This window comes from Parahalioglobus pacificus (assembly GCF_014652275.1).
Lineage (GTDB): Bacteria > Pseudomonadota > Gammaproteobacteria > Pseudomonadales > Halieaceae > Parahalioglobus > Parahalioglobus pacificus.
Genome location: NZ_BMYM01000005.1, coordinates 17,570 through 35,903, shown reverse-complemented (window position 1 = coordinate 35,903; position 18,334 = coordinate 17,570). Strand labels below are relative to the sequence as shown.

Below are 18,334 nucleotides of genomic sequence, written 5' to 3'. Positions count from 1 at the left end.
CGTGAGGCCGATCTAGGTTGCCCTTACGTGGCGGGCTGCTGGATGGAGCGCCCGCGGCCGATGCCAAAATACTCAATGCCCAGCTCTTCCATGTGCGCAGGGTTATACAGATTGCGCCCGTCGAAGATCAACGGTTGTGCCAATGTGGCTTTGATGTGCTCAAAATCCGGCGACCAGAATGCTTTCCATTCGGTGCAGATGACCAGTGCGGAGGCACCTTCAAGCGCGGCCTCCTTAGTGTCGGTGAGCTCAAGGTCTTCCCGCTCCCCGTACAAGTCAGCGCAGGCGGCGTTGGCCTGGGGATCGTAGGCTTGCACCTTCCCGCCACAGGACCATAGCCCTTCCATCAGGTAGCGGCTGGGCGCCTCGCGCATATCGTCCGTGTTGGGTTTAAACGCCAAGCCCCAAACCGCGACCGTTTTGCCCGTTAAATCTGCACCCATTCTGCCCATCAATAGCTCGGACAAACGGTTTTTCTGCCGCTGGTTGGTGTCGTGCACGGCCGTCAAAATAGCGGCGCTGCGCTGATTCTCGGTGGCCAGGTGTTTGAGGGCGCGCACGTCTTTGGGGAAGCAGGAACCCCCATAGCCGCATCCGGGGTAGATAAACTGATAGCCGATACGCGGATCAGAACCCATGCCGCGCCGCACAAGCTCCACGTCGGCTCCGACAGACTCCGCGATGTTGGCCATTTCGTTCATGAAGCTGATCTTGGTGGCCAGCATTGCGTTGGCCGCATACTTGGTCATTTCCGCACTGCGCGGGTCCATGGCCATGAGTTTTTCGTGGTTGCGATTAAAGGCCTGATACATATGCCTGAACTCATCGATCACTTCAGGTGATTCGGCACCCACGATAATTCGATCCGGGCTTTGCGCGTCTTTGACCGCTGAGCCCTCTTTCAAGAATTCCGGGTTCGAGGCTACCGCGAAGGGAATGCTGCGACCCTGTCGTTGAAGGGCGCCTGCAATGTGCGCTTTGATCGCATCAGCCGTACCCACTGGCACGGTAGACTTGGTCACGACGACCTTGCGGCTGCTCATCAGCCTGGCGATCGTGTCAGCAACGTCCATGACGTATGACATGTCCGCTGACCCGTCAGCCGCGGAGGGCGTGCCGACACAGATAAACAGGTAATCGCTGGCCTGTACCGCCTCGCGCGCATCGGTAGTGAAGCTCAGCAAGCCGTTGGCTTGCGCTGCGCGAACGATGTCTGCCAGCCCCGGCTCAAAAAACGGGATGTCGCAGTTGCGTAGCCGTTCGACACGGGCTTGATCCACGTCCATGCAGATAACTCGGTGCCCCACATCGGCAAATATAGCCGCCTGAACGAGGCCAACATAGCCGCTGCCAAAAATGCTGATTTTCATCGTTGCGAGTCGTCCGTTCTGCTCGAGTAGGTGCTTGCGGTGGCACTATATGTTGGAAATATGACAGAAACAAAACAGAAGGCCCAATCCTGCGCTAAAAACCTTATCCGGGACCGGGTTTTTGGTTAGAATGCGCGCCTTCTAAGAGGTGGCGCTGCCGCCTGTACTGAGCATCCCCGGGGGAACCGATGTTTGATACCAACATGAAGATTCAGGGCTTTGACGACGCGCTTTTTGCGGCCATTCAGGACGAGGAACGCCGTCAAGAAGAGCATATTGAGCTTATTGCTTCTGAAAACTACGCCAGCCCCCGTGTGATGGAGGCTCAAGGTGGGGTGCTGACGAATAAATACGCCGAGGGATACCCCGGCAAGCGCTACTACGGTGGCTGCGATTACGTGGACAAGGCGGAAGAACTGGCGATAGAGCGAGCGAAAGCGCTGTTTGGTGCTGCTTATGCCAATGTTCAGCCGCACTCGGGTTCCCAGGCTAACTCCGCGGTGTTTCAGGCGCTGGTCACTCCCGGCGACACTATCTTGGGCATGAGTTTGGCCGATGGAGGCCATTTGACACACGGTGCGGGCGTCAATTTTTCAGGCAAGCACTACAACGCGGTGCAGTACGGGATCAACCACGACACGGGTGAGCTCGACTATGACGTGATTGAGGCACTTGCCCTGGAGCATAAGCCCAAGATGATCATTGGTGGATTCTCCGCCTATAGCCGAGTGATGGACTGGGCGCGTTTCCGTGAAATTGCGGACAAGGTCGGCGCCTACCTGCTGGTGGACATGGCGCATGTCGCGGGCCTCGTAGCAGCCGGCGTTTACCCCAGCCCTGTACCTCATGCTGACGTTGTCACCTCAACCACGCATAAGACACTCCGTGGTCCACGTGGCGGTATCATCCTCGCGCGCGAGAACGAGGAATTGCACAAGAAATTCAACTCCGCGGTTTTTCCCGGTGGTCAGGGCGGTCCCTTGATGCATGTCATTGCCGCTAAGGCTGTCAGCTTTCGGGAAGCGCAATCGCCAGATTTTGTGACCTATCAGGAGCAGGTGATCGCGAACGCGAGGGCGATGGCGCAGACGTTTATGGATAGGGGTATCAAGATTGTTTCGGGTGGAACAGATAACCATCTCATGCTGGTTGATCTGATCGGCAAACCGTACACCGGTAAAGACGCGGATGCCGCACTGGGCGAGGCCAACATCACCGTGAACAAGAACGCTGTGCCTAACGATCCACGATCGCCATTCATCACCTCCGGTTTGCGCGTGGGTACGCCTGCAATTACTACCCGGGGCTTCGGTGAGGCGGAGACCAGAGAGCTGACAGGCTGGATGTGCGACGTGCTCGCGGCGCTCGAGGCTGGCAATGCTCAACCAATGATCGATGAGGTGAAGCAGAAGGTGCTTGAGATCTGTGCTCGCTTCCCCGTTTATCGGGGCTAGTTTCGCAACTGTTTTGAAGATTTGTGTTAATCTTCAAACACTTACAGTTAGAGAGCCAAGCTCATGCACTGCCCATTCTGCGGCGCTGATGACACAAAGGTCATTGACTCCCGCCTTGTAGCCGATGGCGATCAGGTTCGCAGGCGTCGCGAATGCCTCAACTGCCGCGAGCGTTATACCACCTATGAGGTGGCCGAGTTAGTCATGCCTCGCGTGATCAAGCAGAACGGCAATCGCGAGCCATTTAATGAAGACAAACTCCGCGCCGGCTTCCTGCGGGCGCTCGAGAAGCGCCCGGTATCCATGGAAGATATCGAGGCAGATATCACGCACATTAAGCACGCACTGCGCGCCACTGGCGAGAGGGAGGTGGATTCCCGCGTGTTGGGTGAGTTGGTGATGGAGCATCTCAAGGAGCTGGACCAGGTGGCCTATGTGCGCTTTGCCTCGGTCTACCGCAGCTTCCAGGATATCGCCGAGTTTCGTGACGCTATCGAGAGTTTGGAAGCGGTCCCCGGCGGCGAGGATGGCAGCGCCTCCTAGGCTGCCCCTATCATGACTGTCGAAGACTCCCGCTGGATGGCCCGGGCGCTGCAAGTGGCGCATAAAGGCCAATTCTGGGCTGCACCAAACCCTCACGTGGGCTGTGTTCTTGTGCGCGACGGAGAGATTATCGGCGAGGGTTTCACTCAACCCGCTGGCGGCAACCACGCAGAGGTCGAAGCGCTGAAGGACGCCGGGAATGCCTCGGGTGCAACTGCATATGTGACCTTAGAGCCCTGTGCCCACCATGGGCGCACCGGGCCCTGTAGTGAAGCGCTGATCGAAGCGGGTGTCACACGCGTTGTAGTGGGGTTGGAGGATCCCAACCCTGCGGTTTCCGGGAAAGGCCTGTCACGTTTGACCGATGCGGGCGTTCAGGTCACTTGCGGGTTAATGGCCGATCAAGCACGTGAGATGCTGGCGGGCTTCTTATGGCGCATGGAGCGCGGTAGAGGCCGGGTCACCGTAAAGTTAGCCAGTTCACTGGACGGTCGCACCGCGATGGCCTCGGGTGAAAGCCACTGGATTACTGGCGCGCCGGCGCGCGCAGATGTTCAGCAGTTGAGAGCGGCCAGCAGCGTGATTTTGACCGGCAGTGGCTCAGTGATCACTGATGATTGCCGGCTCACACTGCGAGCGGATGAGCTGACATTGAGTGGCGCGGAGGTTGAGAGGGCTACGCGGTGCCCGCCTCAGCGCGCGGTTCTGGATAGCCGGTTGATCACACCGGCCTCCGCACAGGTGTATGACGACAGCGCCGCCACACTGCTGTTCCATGGCGCTGATGTCGCCTGCACCAAACACTACCCTGACTCCGTGGAACGTATCGCGGTGCCTCTCGGTGGAGAGGGCCTTGATTTGCACGCGGTATTTGCCGAGCTGAATGAACGGCAGCACAACGAAATTCTGGTAGAATCCGGCCCCCGTCTAGCTGGCGCCCTGCTGCAGGAGGGTCTGGTAGACAGAATCTTGGTTTATATGGCCCCCGTGTTAATGGGCAGCGCAGCGAATCCTTTGATGATGTTGCCGTTGGACGACATGTCGCAACGCGTCCATCTGGACACCGTTGACGTAAGACGGGTTGGGCAGGACTGGCGCTTTACGCTGGTCCCCCAAGTAGAGCACTAGCAGGCATGAACAGGCCATAAACAGGCCATAAACAGGCATCGGACAGGACACCAGTATGTTTACAGGCATCATCCAGGCAGTGGGTGAGATCGCGGCGCTCGAGCCCCGCGGGGGCGATTTGCGCCTTCGAATTCACACCGGAAAGCTGCCGCTGGAAGATGTCGCTCTGGGCGACAGTATTGCAACCAACGGCGTGTGCCTCACCGTCACAGATTTACCCGGGGATGGGTTTTGGGCCGATGTCTCAGTAGAGACCCTGAACTTCACTACGTTGAGTCAGCTCTCCCAGGGGTCGCGCGTCAACTTGGAGAAAGCATTGACGCCCGAGAGCCGGCTGGGTGGTCACATCGTCAGCGGCCACGTGGATGGAGTAGGCGAAATAGTCTCGCTGCAAGAGGATGCGCGCTCGTGGCGATTCGTGCTGCGCGCACCCGATGAGCTTGCAAAATACATTGCTCACAAAGGCAGCATTTGTATTGATGGCACCAGCCTCACAGTGAATGCGGTCAATGGTGCCGAGTTCGATCTAAACATCATTCCGCAAACCATGGCTGAGACGGTGTTTGGTGAATACCGCCCCGGCAGTCGGGTAAATCTGGAAGTGGATGTGATCGCGCGTTATCTGGAGCGTTTGGTGTTGGGTTCCGGCGCTGCAGCCGGCGATGGACTCTCCCTGCAAACATTGGCAGACAATGGCTATCTGTCCCCGGCCGACCACTGAAGGAGTGACGCCTGATGCAAGTTAACAGTGTCGACGAGTTGATCAGCGATGTACGCCAGGGTCGCATGATTGTGCTGCTTGATGATGATGCCGACAGCAACAATGAAGGTGTGGTGATGGTAGCCGCGGAGCATTGCGATGCTCACCATGTCAATTTCATGGCGCGTCAAGCCCGAGGTCTGGTGTGCCTAACACTGACCGAAGAGCGTTGTCGTCAACTGAATCTGCCTCCGATGGTTGAAGGCGCTATTGGCGAAAAGTCCAATTTTACTTTGTCTATCGAAGCTACTGAGGGCATCGATACCGGTATTTCAGCAGCGGATCGCGCGCTGACCGTTCAAGCGGCAGTTGCTCCGCATGCCAAGCCGGCGGACATCGTTCAGCCCGGGCATATTTTCCCGCTAGAGGTGGTACCCGGTGGTGTGCTGGTGCGTGCCGGCCATACTGAGGCGGCCAATGATTATGCGCGCTTGGCGGGTTTAACCCCGGCTGCCGTGATTGCGGACATTCTCACCCCCGAAGGCGTGCTGGCGGATGGCCCTGCGCTGGCGGCTTTCGCCCAGGAACACGGTCTGAAGGTGGGCACAATCGCAGACCTTATCCACTTCCGTCTGGCGAATGAAAGAACCATCAAAGTATTGCGTGAGGGGGGAGTAGACACTCGCTACGGCCACTTCGAGCTGCGCGCTTACAGTGATCAGACTGACGGTCAGGTTCACCTCGCCCTGGCGATGGGGGAGATTACAGCTGACGAGCCCACATTGGTCCGGGTGCACGTGGCCTCCGCAATGCGCGACCTTGTGAGGAACGAGTTGGCTGATCGCCCCTCCTGGAGCCTCGACAAGTGTTTGCTGCGGGTTGCTGAGGCGGGCAAGGGCGTTGTGGTTTTACTCTCCCGGGCAGAGAGTGCCGACCAGCTTCTGGGCAGTATCGACATGGCACTGGGTGAGCAAACAATTGGGGCAGCCCAGTCTGGTGATGCCTACACCACAGTGGGCCTGGGCTCACAAATTTTGCGCGATCTGGGGGTGGGCAAGATTCACCTGATGGGCGCACCGATCAAGTACAATGCGATTTCCGGCTTTGGGCTAGAAGTCGAGGACTACGTCACTCCTTGAGGACAAAAAATGGCTGACATCAAAACAGTAGAAGGTGACTTCACCAGCGGTAAGGGTAGTTACGCAATTGTTGTAGGGCGCTGGAACAGCTTTGTCGTAGAACACCTGCTGGAGGGTGCGCTGGATGCACTGCGTCGCCACGGTGTTAACGACAAACAGATTACGATTGTGCGCGCACCAGGTGCCTTTGAGATTCCGCTGGTGTGCCGCCAACTTGCCGTCCAGAAAAAGTATGATGCGATCATCGCGCTTGGCGCCGTGATTCGCGGTGGCACACCCCATTTCGAGCATGTTGCCGGCGAATGCACCAAGGGCATGGCCCAGGTGTCGCTGGAATATGGCATCCCCGTGTCGTTCGGCGTGCTCACCGTGGATACCATCGAGCAGGCGGTAGAGCGCTCGGGTACCAAAGCGGGCAACAAGGGTGCAGAGGCAGCGCTCTCTGCCCTGGAGATGGTTAGTCTGCTGAGCAAGCTCGATTAAATGACCAGTAAGCCGCATAACACCCTGGCTGCCGAACGTCGCAAGGCCAGGCACTACGGCATGCAAGCGTTGTATCAATGGTACATGGCAAATGCAGCGCTGAATGATATCGAGGCGCAATTCCGTACTGAGTACGATTTTGCGCACGTCGATCTCGAGTATTTTCAGGCGCTTCTCCATGGTGTGCCAGCGGTGGTGGATGAACTGGAGACTGCGTTCCAACCTCTGCTTGATCGTCAGCTGGAAGAACTGGATCCTATTGAACGCACCCTCTTACGTATGGGCACGTTTGAACTACGTGACCGTATCGACGTTCCCTATAAGGTCGTGATCAACGAGTCCGTGGCACTGGCGAAGAAATTCGGTGCTACCGATAGTCATAAGTACATCAACGGCGTGCTCGACCGTGTCGCACGGCAATTGCGCGAGACCGAAGTTACCGCGAGTCACTGATGGCGCTGGGCGAATTTGAGCTCATCTATCGGTACTTTTCTTCCCATGGTCGTGGTGATGCTGTCGCACTTGGTGTCGGTGATGATGCTGCCCTGATCGACTTGCGCCCTGGTGAGCAACTCGTTACGTCGGTCGATACTCTGGTAGAGGGCAGGCACTTTCTAGAGAGCGCTTTTCCTGAAGACATAGGCTTCCGTGCCGTTGCAACGGCCGCGAGCGACCTTGCGGCCATGGGTGCGCGCCCGCTAGGCATGACGCTTGCACTAACGCTGCCAGAGCCAGAAGACTTGTGGCTGCATACCTTTAGTGAGGGGGTTGCCCGAGCGGCTCGAGAGCTCAGTCTTCCCCTTGTTGGTGGCGATACGACCCGCGGTCCGCTTACCGTGACGGTGCAGGTGCTGGGCGGCGTGGTTGCCGGAACCGCTTTACTGCGATCTGGCGCGGTACCCGGTGACCAGTTGTGTGTCTCGGGTACTCTGGGCGACGCCGCCGCCGGTCTTGCGGTGCAGACAGGGCGATGGTCAGGTAGTGAAGATGCTGCTGATTATTTAGAGACGCGTTTTCTCAGACCTCAGCCACGGCTCGCGTTGGGTATGGCGCTTGTGGACAAGGCGACAGCCTGTATCGACGTGTCTGACGGTTTGCTGGCAGACGCGCAGCACTTGGCAGCGGCCAGCGGCGTTGCGTTTGAGATTGATAGCACGCTATTGCCGCGCTCGCCCGCTTTACAATCCCTGCCGGACATCGATCAGCAGCTTAGATGGGCACTGACAGGCGGCGACGATTATGAGCTGCTTTTCACCCTGCCCGCAGGTGTGTCTCTACCAGCCGGGACTTCCGTAATTGGTTGTGTGAGAACAGGGCAGGGGGTGACTGGCGATTTTGAGGCCTCTGAAACAGCGGGCTTTCAACACTTTTGATAGCGCCGACCTGCCGGCGTCTCCTCCTCCAGAGCCTCCTCTAACTGTCGACATCCACCGCTCCCGTATATTCCGGCGTGACTTGGCATTCGCTACGCGCACCCTCATCGTGGGAGCTATGGAATGGTCACAGCTGAATGAGAGCGTGCGGCGCCTCACGGCATTGGGCTGACTCTGGCGAGTATCACTGACCACGCGTAGACTGGACAGAAAGATACAAGCTTTGGCCAACATGAACGAAATCCCGCCATCCACCGGTGAACCCGATGCTGAAGTGAATGCTGCTCCCCAGCCATTCAAAAGCGGCGTGCAGTTTCTTGCGTTTGGTATGGGAAGCGGTTTGTCGCCGAAAGCGCCGGGGACCGCAGGCACTCTCGCAGCCATTCCGCTTTATTTGCTGCTTGCTCAGCTACCGTTGTGGCAGTACAGCGTCGCCGTTCTCCTACTCTTATTGGCCGGTATCTACATTTGTGATGCGGCCAGTAAACAACTGGGCGTGCACGACCATCCCGGTATTGTGTGGGATGAATTTGTTGGGTTGTGGATTGCTCTATGGGCAGTGCCAGTCTCATTGCCGTGGATCATCGCCGGGTTCGTCGCATTTAGAGTTTTCGATATTCTTAAACCCTGGCCGATCAGCTGGCTTGACGAGCACGTTGACGGGGGCTTGGGCATAATGATCGACGATGTTGTGGCGGGCGTTATGGCCTGTCTCTGCCTGCATATTTCGGTGAGCGTGCTCAGTTGAAGCGGTATTTATGCTACCGCCAGTGTTTGCGGGCTACTGTTGTTATCTGTCTCTCTCTTCCCTGGGTGGCGTTAGCTAGTGAGGTGGTCGTAGAAGCACTTCTACCAAATGCGGCCGTTCTCTCGATCGATGGTAGCCGGCATATGCTTAAAGCCGGCGACCGTGTGGGAGACGTCGTATTAATTGAGTCATCCGCTCAAGCGGCAGTTATCGAGATCGACGGCAATCGACAGCGTGTTGGCTTGAGCCAGCGGATAACCGGTACGTTCAGTGCACCGGATACGCGCGAAGTGGTTGTACGGCGCGATGCCGCGTTTCAGTACAAAACCCTCGCTACCGTGAACGGCCGCCAGGTCACTGTATTGGTAGATACCGGCGCCAATACCATTGCATTGAATACTGACCACGCAAAAGCTTTGGGTGTTGACTACAAGTCCGGGGTTCCAAGTCTCGTAACGACTGCTGGCGGCCAGGTGGAAGCCTGGACAGTGTCGTTGAGGCGAGTCGATGTGGGCGGCATCGCTGTTGAGAATGTTCAGGCGGCGGTTATTGAGGGAAGTCACCCCACGACCATATTGCTGGGGATGAGCTTCCTCCAGCACGTGCAGATGCAGGAATCGGAAGGTGTTCTCGTACTGTCTCGCGATTGGTGATGTTCAGCGGTCGCGCGACACGATGAAGTGGGCAAGCTCTCGTAACTCATCGGCGTGACTACCAAAGCTTTCGAGGGCTTCTAGCGCCGACGCTAACAGGTTCTGTGCCTCGGCCTTTGCGCCCTCAAGCCCAAGCAGCTTTACGTAGGTCGCTTTGTCGGCATCCTGGTCCTTGCCTTGTGTTTTTCCCAGTGCCTCTGTGCTGCCCTCGACATCAAGAGCGTCATCAACGACCTGAAAGGCAAGGCCGATTTGGTCCGCGAAGCGGTCAAGCGCATCGAGTTGCTGCTGGCTAGCGCCCGCTGCGATGCCCCCAAGGATGACCGACGCACGGATCAGAGCCCCGGTTTTCAATCCATGAAGCTCTCGCAACTCATCCAGTGTGAGGGATTGACCCTCGGATTCGATGTCGATGGCCTGACCACCCACCATACCTTCAGCGCCCGCCGCACTGGCCAGGACTTTGACCATCTGAACTTTCTGGTTTGCTGACAGCTCTGGCGCGTCTGCGATTAGCTCAAACGCTTTTGCTTGCAGCGCATCCCCAGCGAGAATCGCTATGGCCTCCCCGTACACCACATGACAGCTGGGTTTGCCACGGCGCATGTCATCATCATCCATAGCGGGTAGATCGTCATGGATTAACGAGTAGGTGTGGATGCATTCCAAGGCATCTGCGATGTTGTTAATGATGGGATGCGATGCCGGATTTACAGCTTTCGTTGCAGCATTCGCAAGTTGCCGACGAATGCCCTTGCCTCCAGCACCGATCGAGTACGAAATGGCGTCGTTTACCGTATTTCTCATTGGGCCTGGCTTAATTAACCTGGAGAAAAGTAGCGGACTGTCCCGGTGCGTTCGTAGCACTGGAGTATCGGTTAGTCATTATCGTCGTCGAGGTTGATAATTTTCTGCTCGATCTCGGATAGCCTGTCTTGGGTGGTTCGTAGTAGCGTCACCGCCTCTGTATAAAGTGCCATGCTTTCCTCTATCGAGACGGTTTCCTTCTCCATCTTTTCCAATATCGCTTCAAGTTTCTTGATGTTCTTTTCTATATCCATCGCAATTCTGATGCCTTCTAAATTATCAGGGACTCAATGCAGGGCAATGCGGAATACCCTTCGAAGCTTCGCTCTAATCCACACGGCAATCCAAACCGGTGTGACCCCGCGCAGTCCTAAGCCCTGCCTTACTTTCATTGTTTCCCAGACTGCGACATCGGCACGTCTGACGGAAATCCCATCGGTTCCTTTTTTGAGGAATCTTCTGTCGCCTAAGTATTTGATCTGATAACCCCCCAGCCTTATCAGCCGCAGTATCATCTCATAGTCGCTGGCAATTTTGAGTGATTCGTTAAAGCCCGTGGTCGATCGCATGACGCTGCCGCGGTGGAACATTCCCGAGTGTGGAAGGTCGATCGGCATGCCATGGTTAAGTTGCCATTCAATTTCAGGGAACGGGGCTCCCAAGACTCTTTCTTCTTGTCCGAGGGCATTTAGGAGAGTCACCGATGTGTACGCCAGTGCAATGTTCGCGTTAGAAACCTCTCGCAAATCATCGGCAATACCGCTTAAAGCGGTTGATGCGCCGAATGTATCATCTGCTCCAAGGTAGAGAATCCACTCTCCGCGGGTGTGCGCAGTTGCTTTGTTCCACGCGCTGTAGATACCAGAGTCAGTCTCCGAAACAAACCAATGCAGGTGATCAGATTCATGAGCTTTGATGATGTCTGTCGTGGCATCAGATGAGTTGCCGTCGGCGATCAAAAGCTCATAGTCGTTGAAGCGCTGGTGCGCCAACGACTCCAGAAATACTGGTAGGCAGTCCTCCGCGTTGTAAGTCGCCAGAACGATGGAGATGAAGGGCTTTGCCGTGTCCGCTGCTGCGTTAGCTGGCGGTGTGTTCATGACAGCTCTTCAATTATGGATGAGATGCCTGTTGATGCACGCTGCCGTTGTATTGCATCGAGCTCGTCCCGACAGGAGAAGGATAGGGATTTCAACCTCGCGTCATGGCCAATCAAGTCTTCAATCGCTTTTCTCAATTGACCTACATCGCCCGAGGGGAACCTGGGTTGACCAAGATTCATACAGGCATCGGAGGACAGTACCGGTGTGCCCGATGCCATAGCCTCTACGAGGACCATACCGAAGGATTCATAGTATGACGGCACCACTAAAAGCTGAGACTGGTGATAAAAATCCACAAGCTTCGTCCTCTCCACTTGGCCAGCAAATCGGACTTGGGCTGCTACATCGCTTGCTCGAGCTTCGGTTTTGAGTCGATGTTCAAGAGCACCTTGGCCTACGAAAATCAGCGTATACTCGGGATGGCTTTTTAAAATTGGGCTACAAGCTTTTAGGAGGTCCATTGGGCCCTTGGTTTCATCTAACCTTCCCACATAAAGAATCTGTCTCGCTCGATCAGCTTCATAGGCGCAGAAGCGCCATTGGTCCAGGTCCATCTCGTTGGATAACACCGAAACATGTTCGGAAGCGATGCCATAATAATTCACAAGTTCGCTCTTCATGGTTTCAGTGAGAACTACGACCCCAGATGACTTGCTTGAATAAACACCGTCGAAAATCGAGAACACTAGGTTCACTGCCCCTGTGAAGTATTTTCCCTGTCTAAAACATGCCTTGGCCAAGCTCTTCCTTAGGAGATGGTAATGATAGATGGTTAAGCAACCGTGCCTGAACGGAGCTGGTCGCAGGTAATAGATGATGTCGCCGTCGAAAGCCTGAATGCTCTTTCGACAAGACAGCCAGAAGGATATTGTTCTGCGAACGAAATCATTACCGTAAGTTGATACGCGGCTAATCGCGCATGGCTGGCATTTATCAAAAGCTTTCGTGTCGGCCTGCTGGGGGCACACGACTTGTACGTGATAGCCAGCCGCATATAGCTCCTGCGTTAGTTGCATTGCGACCACGCCTTCCCCACCAAGGGTTCGAGGGCCATAGTCGTGTGTTATAAATAATACTTTCTTACTCAATTGTCGTTTTCTAACTGTTTTGCCAAGGCGGACTGTCGTAGGCTGTTACCTGAGTTTACCGTTGAGTGTAAATCGCTGACTAATATTTTCTTACCGAAGAACTGTTTATCGCTAGCTAGATGGCTCCACCAGCGGCTTCTCCCCTCGCTGCGGGTTTGCATGTCAATTCAACTTACCCGTAAGGTCTACCCCTTGCATGATTCTTATTTAGTTGGGGGGTATCTGCCGCGTCTGTCAAAATCGTGCGAAGGGCATTGTGTTGTCTGGAGGTCGGATGTCGAGTCACAAAAAGCTCAATCAGATCAGCAGATGCTCCCCATTCGATTCACCGATTGCGTGGCAATAGCACTTCCCGAGGCGGAGCAATGCGAGTTCATTGCCAAACCCTATTCATATAACGGCGGTAATGAGACAACCTCGTTCGCCGATTTTTACTTTTTCAGACGTACTGCCTGAGACTGAGGTCGCGGTGAAAAGGGTACTAGTTCTCACATCAACTTTTCCGCGATGGGAAGGAGATACAGACCCGCCGTTCGTACACACTTTGTCTGAACGTTTATCTCACGACTTCGATATTCATGTGCTGGCCCCTCACTGTGAGGGCTCAAAAGTAGAGGAGCGGTCCGGGAGCATGAGAGTGTTCCGCTATCGCTATGGGCCAACACGCTTTGAACGGCTTGCCTACGAGGGGGGTATTACGACCAAGCTCAAGCACAGCCCACTGTACTATTTCTTGGTTCCAACCTTCATACTGGCTCAGATATGGGCGGCACGGCGCTTACACAAGCGTTTCCAGTACGACCTGATTCACGCACACTGGATCATACCCCAAGGTCTTGTCGCCAAAGTACTTGGTGTTCCTTACGTGGTGACTTCGCATGGAGCAGATCTCTACGCAATGAGCGGCCGCGCGTTCGAATGGCTGAAAAAGAAATGTCTGATGACTTCCGCGGCCATCTCGGTGGTGAGCCACGCTATGGTGGCTCAGGTCAGACAACTGGGCGTGGACAGCATGAATATCCAGGTGGCTCCAATGGGTGTTGACGTTACCAGTCTTTTCACACCACCGCACGAGCGCAGCCGCCGCGGCACTCTGAAAATGGTATTCGTAGGTAGGCTAGTGGAGAAGAAGGGCTTGCCGGTGCTTCTCGATGCTGTCAGTCGGCTGAAACGTGATGGCACCTCTGTAGAGCTCGTTGTAGTGGGCGCGGGCCCAGAGCGCCCTTACCTGCAGCGCTTGGTTTCTGATTTGTCGATCAGCGAGTCGGTTGATTTCGTCGGTGCCTTGCCAAATCATGAGGTTCCCGACTATTACCGAGATGCTGATGTTGCGGTGTTTCCCTTCGTGAAAGCTCTAGACGGTGATCAGGAAGGCCTGGGTCTCGTATCCGTGGAAGCTATGGCCTGTGGATGCGTGGTGGTCGCCTCCAAACTTCCAGCGGTTGAGGATGTGGTAACGGATGGGGAAGACGGGTTTCTCTTCAAGCCAGGAGACGCAGAGGAACTTGTTGGCAAACTCAAAGCTTTGGATTCCGATGAGGTTTTATGGCGCAGGCTTTCGGAGAACAGCGTGAAGTCTGCAGCGCGCTTTGACTGGGGTCGCGTTGCTGCGCGGTACAAGGGTATCTATGAAGACGCGATGAGTTAAGCCAGGATGCGATTGGGTTGGAGTCTTACCTCGGCTGGGGAATTCACACCCGATCGCAAATAGGACGCCTTTTGCGTGATCGTGTGTGCAGAAATTCCGTTCGCTTCACGTAAGTCACGTTGGCTGCCATGTTCAATAAAGCTGTCTCCAAGCCCCAACACTTCAACTGGAACATTGTTACCCAGCCGAGATACGGTTTCCAAAATGGACGATCCCGCGCCGCCCTTTGAGACATTGTCTTCGAGGGTGATGAGCGCTTTGTGTTCCCGGCATACTGTATCGATGACTTGGGTTGGAACAGGTTCAACCCAACGCATGTCGTAGACGCTAAGATTATGTGCTGATCCGGCATTCAAAGCCGCATCCAAACAGGCACCGTAACTGAGTACCGCGATATCGTCGCCCTTGCGAATGCATCGAGGCTGCATGATGTCAGCAATTGGTTCTAGGTCAATGTCGATGCCGCGTCCCGAGCCACGAGGGTAGCGGACCGATGCGGCCCCAGCGTGTTGATAAGCGGCGCCGAGCATATGCCAACACTCGTTTTCATCTGCGGGCGCTCCAATCATCAAGTTGGGAATGCACCTTAAGTAACTGAGATCAAACGCGCCGTGATGGGTTGGGCCGTCTTCGCCGACTAAACCAGCGCGATCAATCGCAAAGGTGACATCGAGATTCTGTAAGGCCACGTCGTGAATGAGCTGGTCGTAGCCACGCTGAAGGAAGGTCGAATAGATCGCAACAACCGGTTTTAGACCCTCGCAGGCAAGACCTGCAGCCAGCGTCACGGCGTGCTGCTCCGCAATGGCTACATCATAAAATCGATCTGGGAACCGCTTGGAAAACTCAACCATACCGGAGCCTTCGCACATGGCCGGCGTGATGGCGACTAAACGGGGGTCCCTCTCTGCCATTTCACACAGCCATTCCCCGAAAACGTCAGAGTACTTTTTGGCTTTAGGCTTGGCTGGAATGGTTTCATGCTGAGGCCCCTTGGGTTGCGCCTCAATCTTGTTCATCGCATGGTAGCCCACGGGGTCCTGCTCCGCAGGGGCAAACCCTTTACCTTTGACGGTGCGGATGTGCAGGATTTGCGGGCCTTCAAGATTCTTCATGTTCTCGATGGTTTGAACCAGCTGCGGCAGGTCATGGCCATCCAGCGGTCCGATGTAATGCCAACCTAACTCCTCAAACAGGGTGCCGGGTGCCACCATGCCCTTCATGTGCTCTTCGGTGCGTTTGGCAATATCCCAGGCGGGCCCGAGGCGCTTCAGTAGCTTTTTGGAGCCTTCGCGCATGGCGATATAGGTCTTGCTGGCCCAGATTTTGGCGAAGTAGGTGGCCAGACCCCCGGTGTTGTGGCCTATGGACATCTGATTGTCATTGAGGATCACCAGCATGTTGGGGCGTTCATGGCCCGCGTGCGCCAGTGCTTCGAATGCCATGCCGCCGGTAATGGCGCCATCGCCAATCACCGCTATTACCTTTCGATCGTCGCCTTTTTGGCGCGCTGCCAGCGCCATTCCCATCGCCGCGGAGATGCTGGTGGAGGAATGTCCCACGCCAAAAGTGTCGTACTCACTCTCGCTGCGCTTGGGGAAGCCCGAGAGGCCACCGGCCTGGCGCATGGTGTGCATCTGCTGCATGCGGCCAGTCAATATTTTGTGCGGGTAGGTTTGGTGACCCACGTCCCACACGATACGGTCGTCCGGTGTGTTGAAAATATGATGCAGAGCGACCGTAAGCTCCACCACGCCCATGCCCGCGCCGAAATGCCCGCCGGTTTGACCGACGCTGTAGAGCAAAAAAGCGCGCAGCTCTTCACACAGCGTCAGGAGCTCATCGTTTGATAGGTCACTCAAAGCCCTACCAACATCGATAGCATCCAGCAGCGGTGTTACCGGGCGAACTTGGGGAATCTCAGTCAACATGGTGTGAATTTTAAACCATCGCGCCGCAAAATACGCGGGTTGTCTAACTTTGGGCAGCGAAGCTTTTAACGCGTGCTAAAACCCTCAGCGAGCGCATCATCCAGCAATAAACCCAGGCGCACATAACCCGCCTCGTTCAGGCCGCTGCCGTCTGGCCGGAAATAGGCGGGATTGGGCGCGCCGTCAGCGAGTGCGAGCAACGGGTTGGCATCAATGGCAGCGATACGTTCATCATCTGTGGAAAAAGCCTGCAGTTCCTGCGCGATGATGTCGATCTTGCCATGGTCCGATGGCCTCAAGGGGGTCTTGATAGGGACGAACAGTATCAGGCTCCAGTTGCCGCCGTGCTGGGTGTCCGTCTCCGCCAGCGCGCGTATGGCGCGCATGTATTCTTGCTCGCTTTTACTGTCGCGTATGTGGAATTCGCTATCACTGGGCAGGAAGACAACGGTAGAGGGTCTGTAATAGGCTACTAGCCGTTTGTAATGATGGTTAATGTCTTCAATAGTGGCATCGCCCATGCCGCGCATGAGAACGGTTTCTGCGGCAAGAATATTGTGCAGGCCCTCCCATTGTTTAACGCGGCGTCCGCCAACGACTACGACAGGGTTCTCGGGCATGGTCATGCCCTGGTCGAGGCGGGCGTAGGCTTCAACTTCGTGTAACCAGGCATCGGGGGAGGAATCGAGTTTTGCCGCCACATCTCGGGAAACCACGATTCCTAAGTGTAAAAGTGGCAGACACAGCATCACCACACAAAACGTACGAATGGTGTGCCACGCAAACATTGACTGCTCCCTGTCTAGTTGCCGTATAGTTTCGCGCGAAATCAGCCGGTGACGCAAACGCAAAACAGTGCCGTGTGACATAGTTCGCAACTTGGCTTCATAATTATCGTTTAATTGCTGTTCGGGTGTAGTCTTAGCACATGATCTATCAACGCCACATTCCGCGCGAAGAGCTTCTCTCTGCCCAGCTGGAACTGCTGATGCAGCATGGTCGTGTCGCCACTATCAGTGCCAACCTTGTGGGAGTCATCGCGGTTATAGGGTTATTTTGGCCCTTTTCGTATCTGCCTTACCTCCTTTTGTGGGGTGCCGCGGTCTTGATAATGTTGTTGCTGCGCTCACTGTTTATGAGCAATGCACTGGTGGAGCGCAGCTTCAACTCCAGCCCAAAGGCGGTCTACTGGCAGCTGGTTATCGGTTCAGCCCTTACGGGGTTGGTCTGGTCCTCGGCATACGTGTATAGCGCGCTTAATCTTCCCGTCACAATTCAGTACGTGATGCTGTTACTCATTGTGCTGATCACGGCGATATCGCTGGCAGTTACGGTGACCATTCGTGAGCACTTTTTGGCCTACCTTTTCACGGCTCTCTGGCCCATTGCCTGGTGGTCGCTGGTGCATTATCGAGACGAACCCTACAACCTGACCATCGGCTTAGTGCTGCTGGTGGTGTGCGCGCTACTTATGATGGTGAGTAACTGGATCTACCGATCCTTTCGCAACATGATTGCCTTGAACTGGGAGCGCGAAGCGATGTCCCGCGAGTTGGGCGATCTGACCAACTCCCTGCGAGACCGTAACCGGCAGCTGCAGGATGCACGGCGCCAGCTGACTGACCTTGCCAATATCGATGAGCTCACAGGATTGGGCAATCGCCGCTTGGTGAACAAGGTGCTGCAGGAAGAGATTAACCGGGCGCGCCGTGCAGGCAGCGAGCTCTCCCTGATATTGATCGATGTTGACTACTTCAAGAACTACAACGACTCTTTGGGGCATTCGGCAGGGGACACAGTGCTGCAGGAGCTGTCTGACCTGATGCAGCGTGCGACCAGCCGCGCCGGTGAGGTGGTAGCCCGCTACGGCGGCGAAGAGTTCATCATCATTTCCCCAAACTCCTCCCCGGCTGCCGCCATGCGAACAGCAAGCCGCCTGCAGTCACTGGTGCTGGATGAGCGAATACCGCACCCCAACTCTGAAGTGAGTGACTACATTACGATCAGTCAGGGCGTGGTGACCGTCACGCCGGATGGGGAGCTACAACCTGGCGAGCTGATTAATCGCGCTGATGAGGCGCTTTATGAGGCCAAAGGTGCGGGTAGAAACACAATCTCAGTCGGTTAGGGGGCAGCCGCGTGGGGTTGTTCCTGCGCTAACGTCAG

The 18,334-nt window shown here is 55.7% G+C and carries 19 protein-coding genes; 12 read left to right on the top strand and 7 right to left on the bottom strand.

The window, feature by feature from the left end; genetic code table 11:
• Positions 1-23: 23 nt before the first annotated feature.
• A complete protein-coding gene (locus IE089_RS15375) occupies positions 24-1,370 on the bottom strand; it encodes a UDP-glucose dehydrogenase family protein (protein WP_189478741.1) in 1,347 nt (448 codons plus the stop codon).
• A gap of 188 nt (positions 1,371-1,558) precedes the next feature.
• On the opposite strand from IE089_RS15375, the gene glyA reads away from it, so the two are divergent.
• The 10 genes from glyA to IE089_RS15325 all read left to right on the top strand — a co-directional run bounded on the left by glyA (position 1,559) and on the right by IE089_RS15325 (position 9,591).
• Positions 1,559-2,824: a serine hydroxymethyltransferase gene (glyA, locus tag IE089_RS15370; protein WP_308428854.1), complete on the top strand. Its 1,266-nt coding sequence runs from the start codon at positions 1,559-1,561 to the stop codon at positions 2,822-2,824.
• Between the two features lie 63 nt (positions 2,825-2,887).
• Positions 2,888-3,367 carry a transcriptional regulator NrdR gene (gene nrdR / locus IE089_RS15365; protein WP_189478740.1) on the top strand — a complete coding sequence of 160 codons (480 nt, stop codon included), beginning with the start codon at positions 2,888-2,890 and terminating at the stop codon, positions 3,365-3,367.
• A gap of 12 nt (positions 3,368-3,379) precedes the next feature.
• Positions 3,380-4,495, top strand: coding sequence for a bifunctional diaminohydroxyphosphoribosylaminopyrimidine deaminase/5-amino-6-(5-phosphoribosylamino)uracil reductase RibD (gene ribD, locus IE089_RS15360; protein ID WP_189478739.1), 1,116 nt, complete (start codon positions 3,380-3,382; stop codon positions 4,493-4,495).
• 55 nt (positions 4,496-4,550) lie between these two features.
• Positions 4,551-5,216, top strand: a complete 666-nt coding sequence (locus IE089_RS15355) for a riboflavin synthase (RefSeq protein WP_189478738.1) — start codon at positions 4,551-4,553, stop codon at positions 5,214-5,216.
• A gap of 14 nt (positions 5,217-5,230) precedes the next feature.
• Positions 5,231-6,334 (top strand): 3,4-dihydroxy-2-butanone-4-phosphate synthase, encoded by a 1,104-nt coding sequence (ribB, locus tag IE089_RS15350; RefSeq protein ID WP_189478737.1) that lies wholly within the window; start codon positions 5,231-5,233, stop codon positions 6,332-6,334.
• Between the two features lie 9 nt (positions 6,335-6,343).
• Entirely contained in the window at positions 6,344-6,817 is a 474-nt protein-coding gene (gene ribH, locus IE089_RS15345) for a 6,7-dimethyl-8-ribityllumazine synthase (RefSeq protein ID WP_189478736.1), read from the top strand.
• On the top strand, positions 6,818-7,270 hold the full coding sequence (gene nusB / locus IE089_RS15340; protein WP_189478735.1) for a transcription antitermination factor NusB: 453 nt from the start codon (positions 6,818-6,820) through the stop codon (positions 7,268-7,270).
• On the top strand, positions 7,270-8,190 hold the full coding sequence (gene thiL, locus IE089_RS15335; RefSeq protein ID WP_189478734.1) for a thiamine-phosphate kinase: 921 nt from the start codon (positions 7,270-7,272) through the stop codon (positions 8,188-8,190). Before nusB ends, thiL begins: the two co-directional genes overlap by 1 nt.
• A gap of 232 nt (positions 8,191-8,422) precedes the next feature.
• Positions 8,423-8,938, top strand: a complete 516-nt coding sequence (locus IE089_RS15330; protein ID WP_189478733.1) for a phosphatidylglycerophosphatase A family protein — start codon at positions 8,423-8,425, stop codon at positions 8,936-8,938.
• A 143-nt stretch (positions 8,939-9,081) separates the two neighbouring features.
• Positions 9,082-9,591, top strand: coding sequence for a retropepsin-like aspartic protease family protein (locus IE089_RS15325; RefSeq protein ID WP_189478732.1), 510 nt, complete (start codon positions 9,082-9,084; stop codon positions 9,589-9,591).
• Between the two features lie 3 nt (positions 9,592-9,594).
• Here IE089_RS15325 and IE089_RS15320 read toward each other — a convergent pair whose 3' ends face one another.
• Genes IE089_RS15320 through IE089_RS15305 form a run of 4 tightly spaced genes read right to left on the bottom strand, consistent with a single transcriptional unit; the run spans position 9,595 to position 12,589 of the window.
• Positions 9,595-10,458 (bottom strand): polyprenyl synthetase family protein, encoded by an 864-nt coding sequence (locus IE089_RS15320; protein ID WP_373294741.1) that lies wholly within the window; start codon positions 10,456-10,458, stop codon positions 9,595-9,597.
• Positions 10,459-10,469: 11 nt separating this feature from the next.
• Positions 10,470-10,652 (bottom strand): exodeoxyribonuclease VII small subunit, encoded by a 183-nt coding sequence (gene xseB, locus IE089_RS15315; protein ID WP_189478730.1) that lies wholly within the window; start codon positions 10,650-10,652, stop codon positions 10,470-10,472.
• Positions 10,653-10,685: 33 nt separating this feature from the next.
• The gene (locus tag IE089_RS15310; RefSeq protein WP_189478729.1) at positions 10,686-11,498 is read right to left on the bottom strand and encodes a glycosyltransferase; all 813 of its coding nucleotides are present in this window, start codon (positions 11,496-11,498) and stop codon (positions 10,686-10,688) included.
• Positions 11,495-12,589, bottom strand: coding sequence for a glycosyltransferase family 4 protein (locus tag IE089_RS15305; RefSeq protein WP_189478728.1), 1,095 nt, complete (start codon positions 12,587-12,589; stop codon positions 11,495-11,497). Before IE089_RS15305 ends, IE089_RS15310 begins: the two co-directional genes overlap by 4 nt.
• A 406-nt stretch (positions 12,590-12,995) precedes the next feature.
• Here IE089_RS15305 and IE089_RS15300 point away from each other — a divergent pair, with 406 nt between their 5' ends.
• The gene (locus IE089_RS15300; RefSeq protein WP_229802810.1) at positions 12,996-14,237 is read left to right on the top strand and encodes a glycosyltransferase; all 1,242 of its coding nucleotides are present in this window, start codon (positions 12,996-12,998) and stop codon (positions 14,235-14,237) included.
• On the opposite strand, the gene dxs is transcribed toward IE089_RS15300, so the two are convergent.
• Both dxs and IE089_RS15290 read right to left on the bottom strand, forming a co-directional pair.
• A complete protein-coding gene (dxs, locus tag IE089_RS15295) occupies positions 14,234-16,168 on the bottom strand; it encodes a 1-deoxy-D-xylulose-5-phosphate synthase (RefSeq protein WP_189478726.1) in 1,935 nt (644 codons plus the stop codon). The two genes, IE089_RS15300 and dxs, sit on opposite strands and share 4 nt — an antisense overlap.
• A 65-nt stretch (positions 16,169-16,233) precedes the next feature.
• Positions 16,234-16,956, bottom strand: a complete 723-nt coding sequence (locus IE089_RS15290; RefSeq protein ID WP_189478725.1) for an SGNH/GDSL hydrolase family protein — start codon at positions 16,954-16,956, stop codon at positions 16,234-16,236.
• 140 nt (positions 16,957-17,096) lie between these two features.
• Here IE089_RS15290 and IE089_RS15285 point away from each other — a divergent pair, with 140 nt between their 5' ends.
• Positions 17,097-18,296 (top strand): diguanylate cyclase domain-containing protein, encoded by a 1,200-nt coding sequence (locus IE089_RS15285; RefSeq protein WP_189478724.1) that lies wholly within the window; start codon positions 17,097-17,099, stop codon positions 18,294-18,296.
• Positions 18,297-18,334 lie beyond the last annotated feature (38 nt).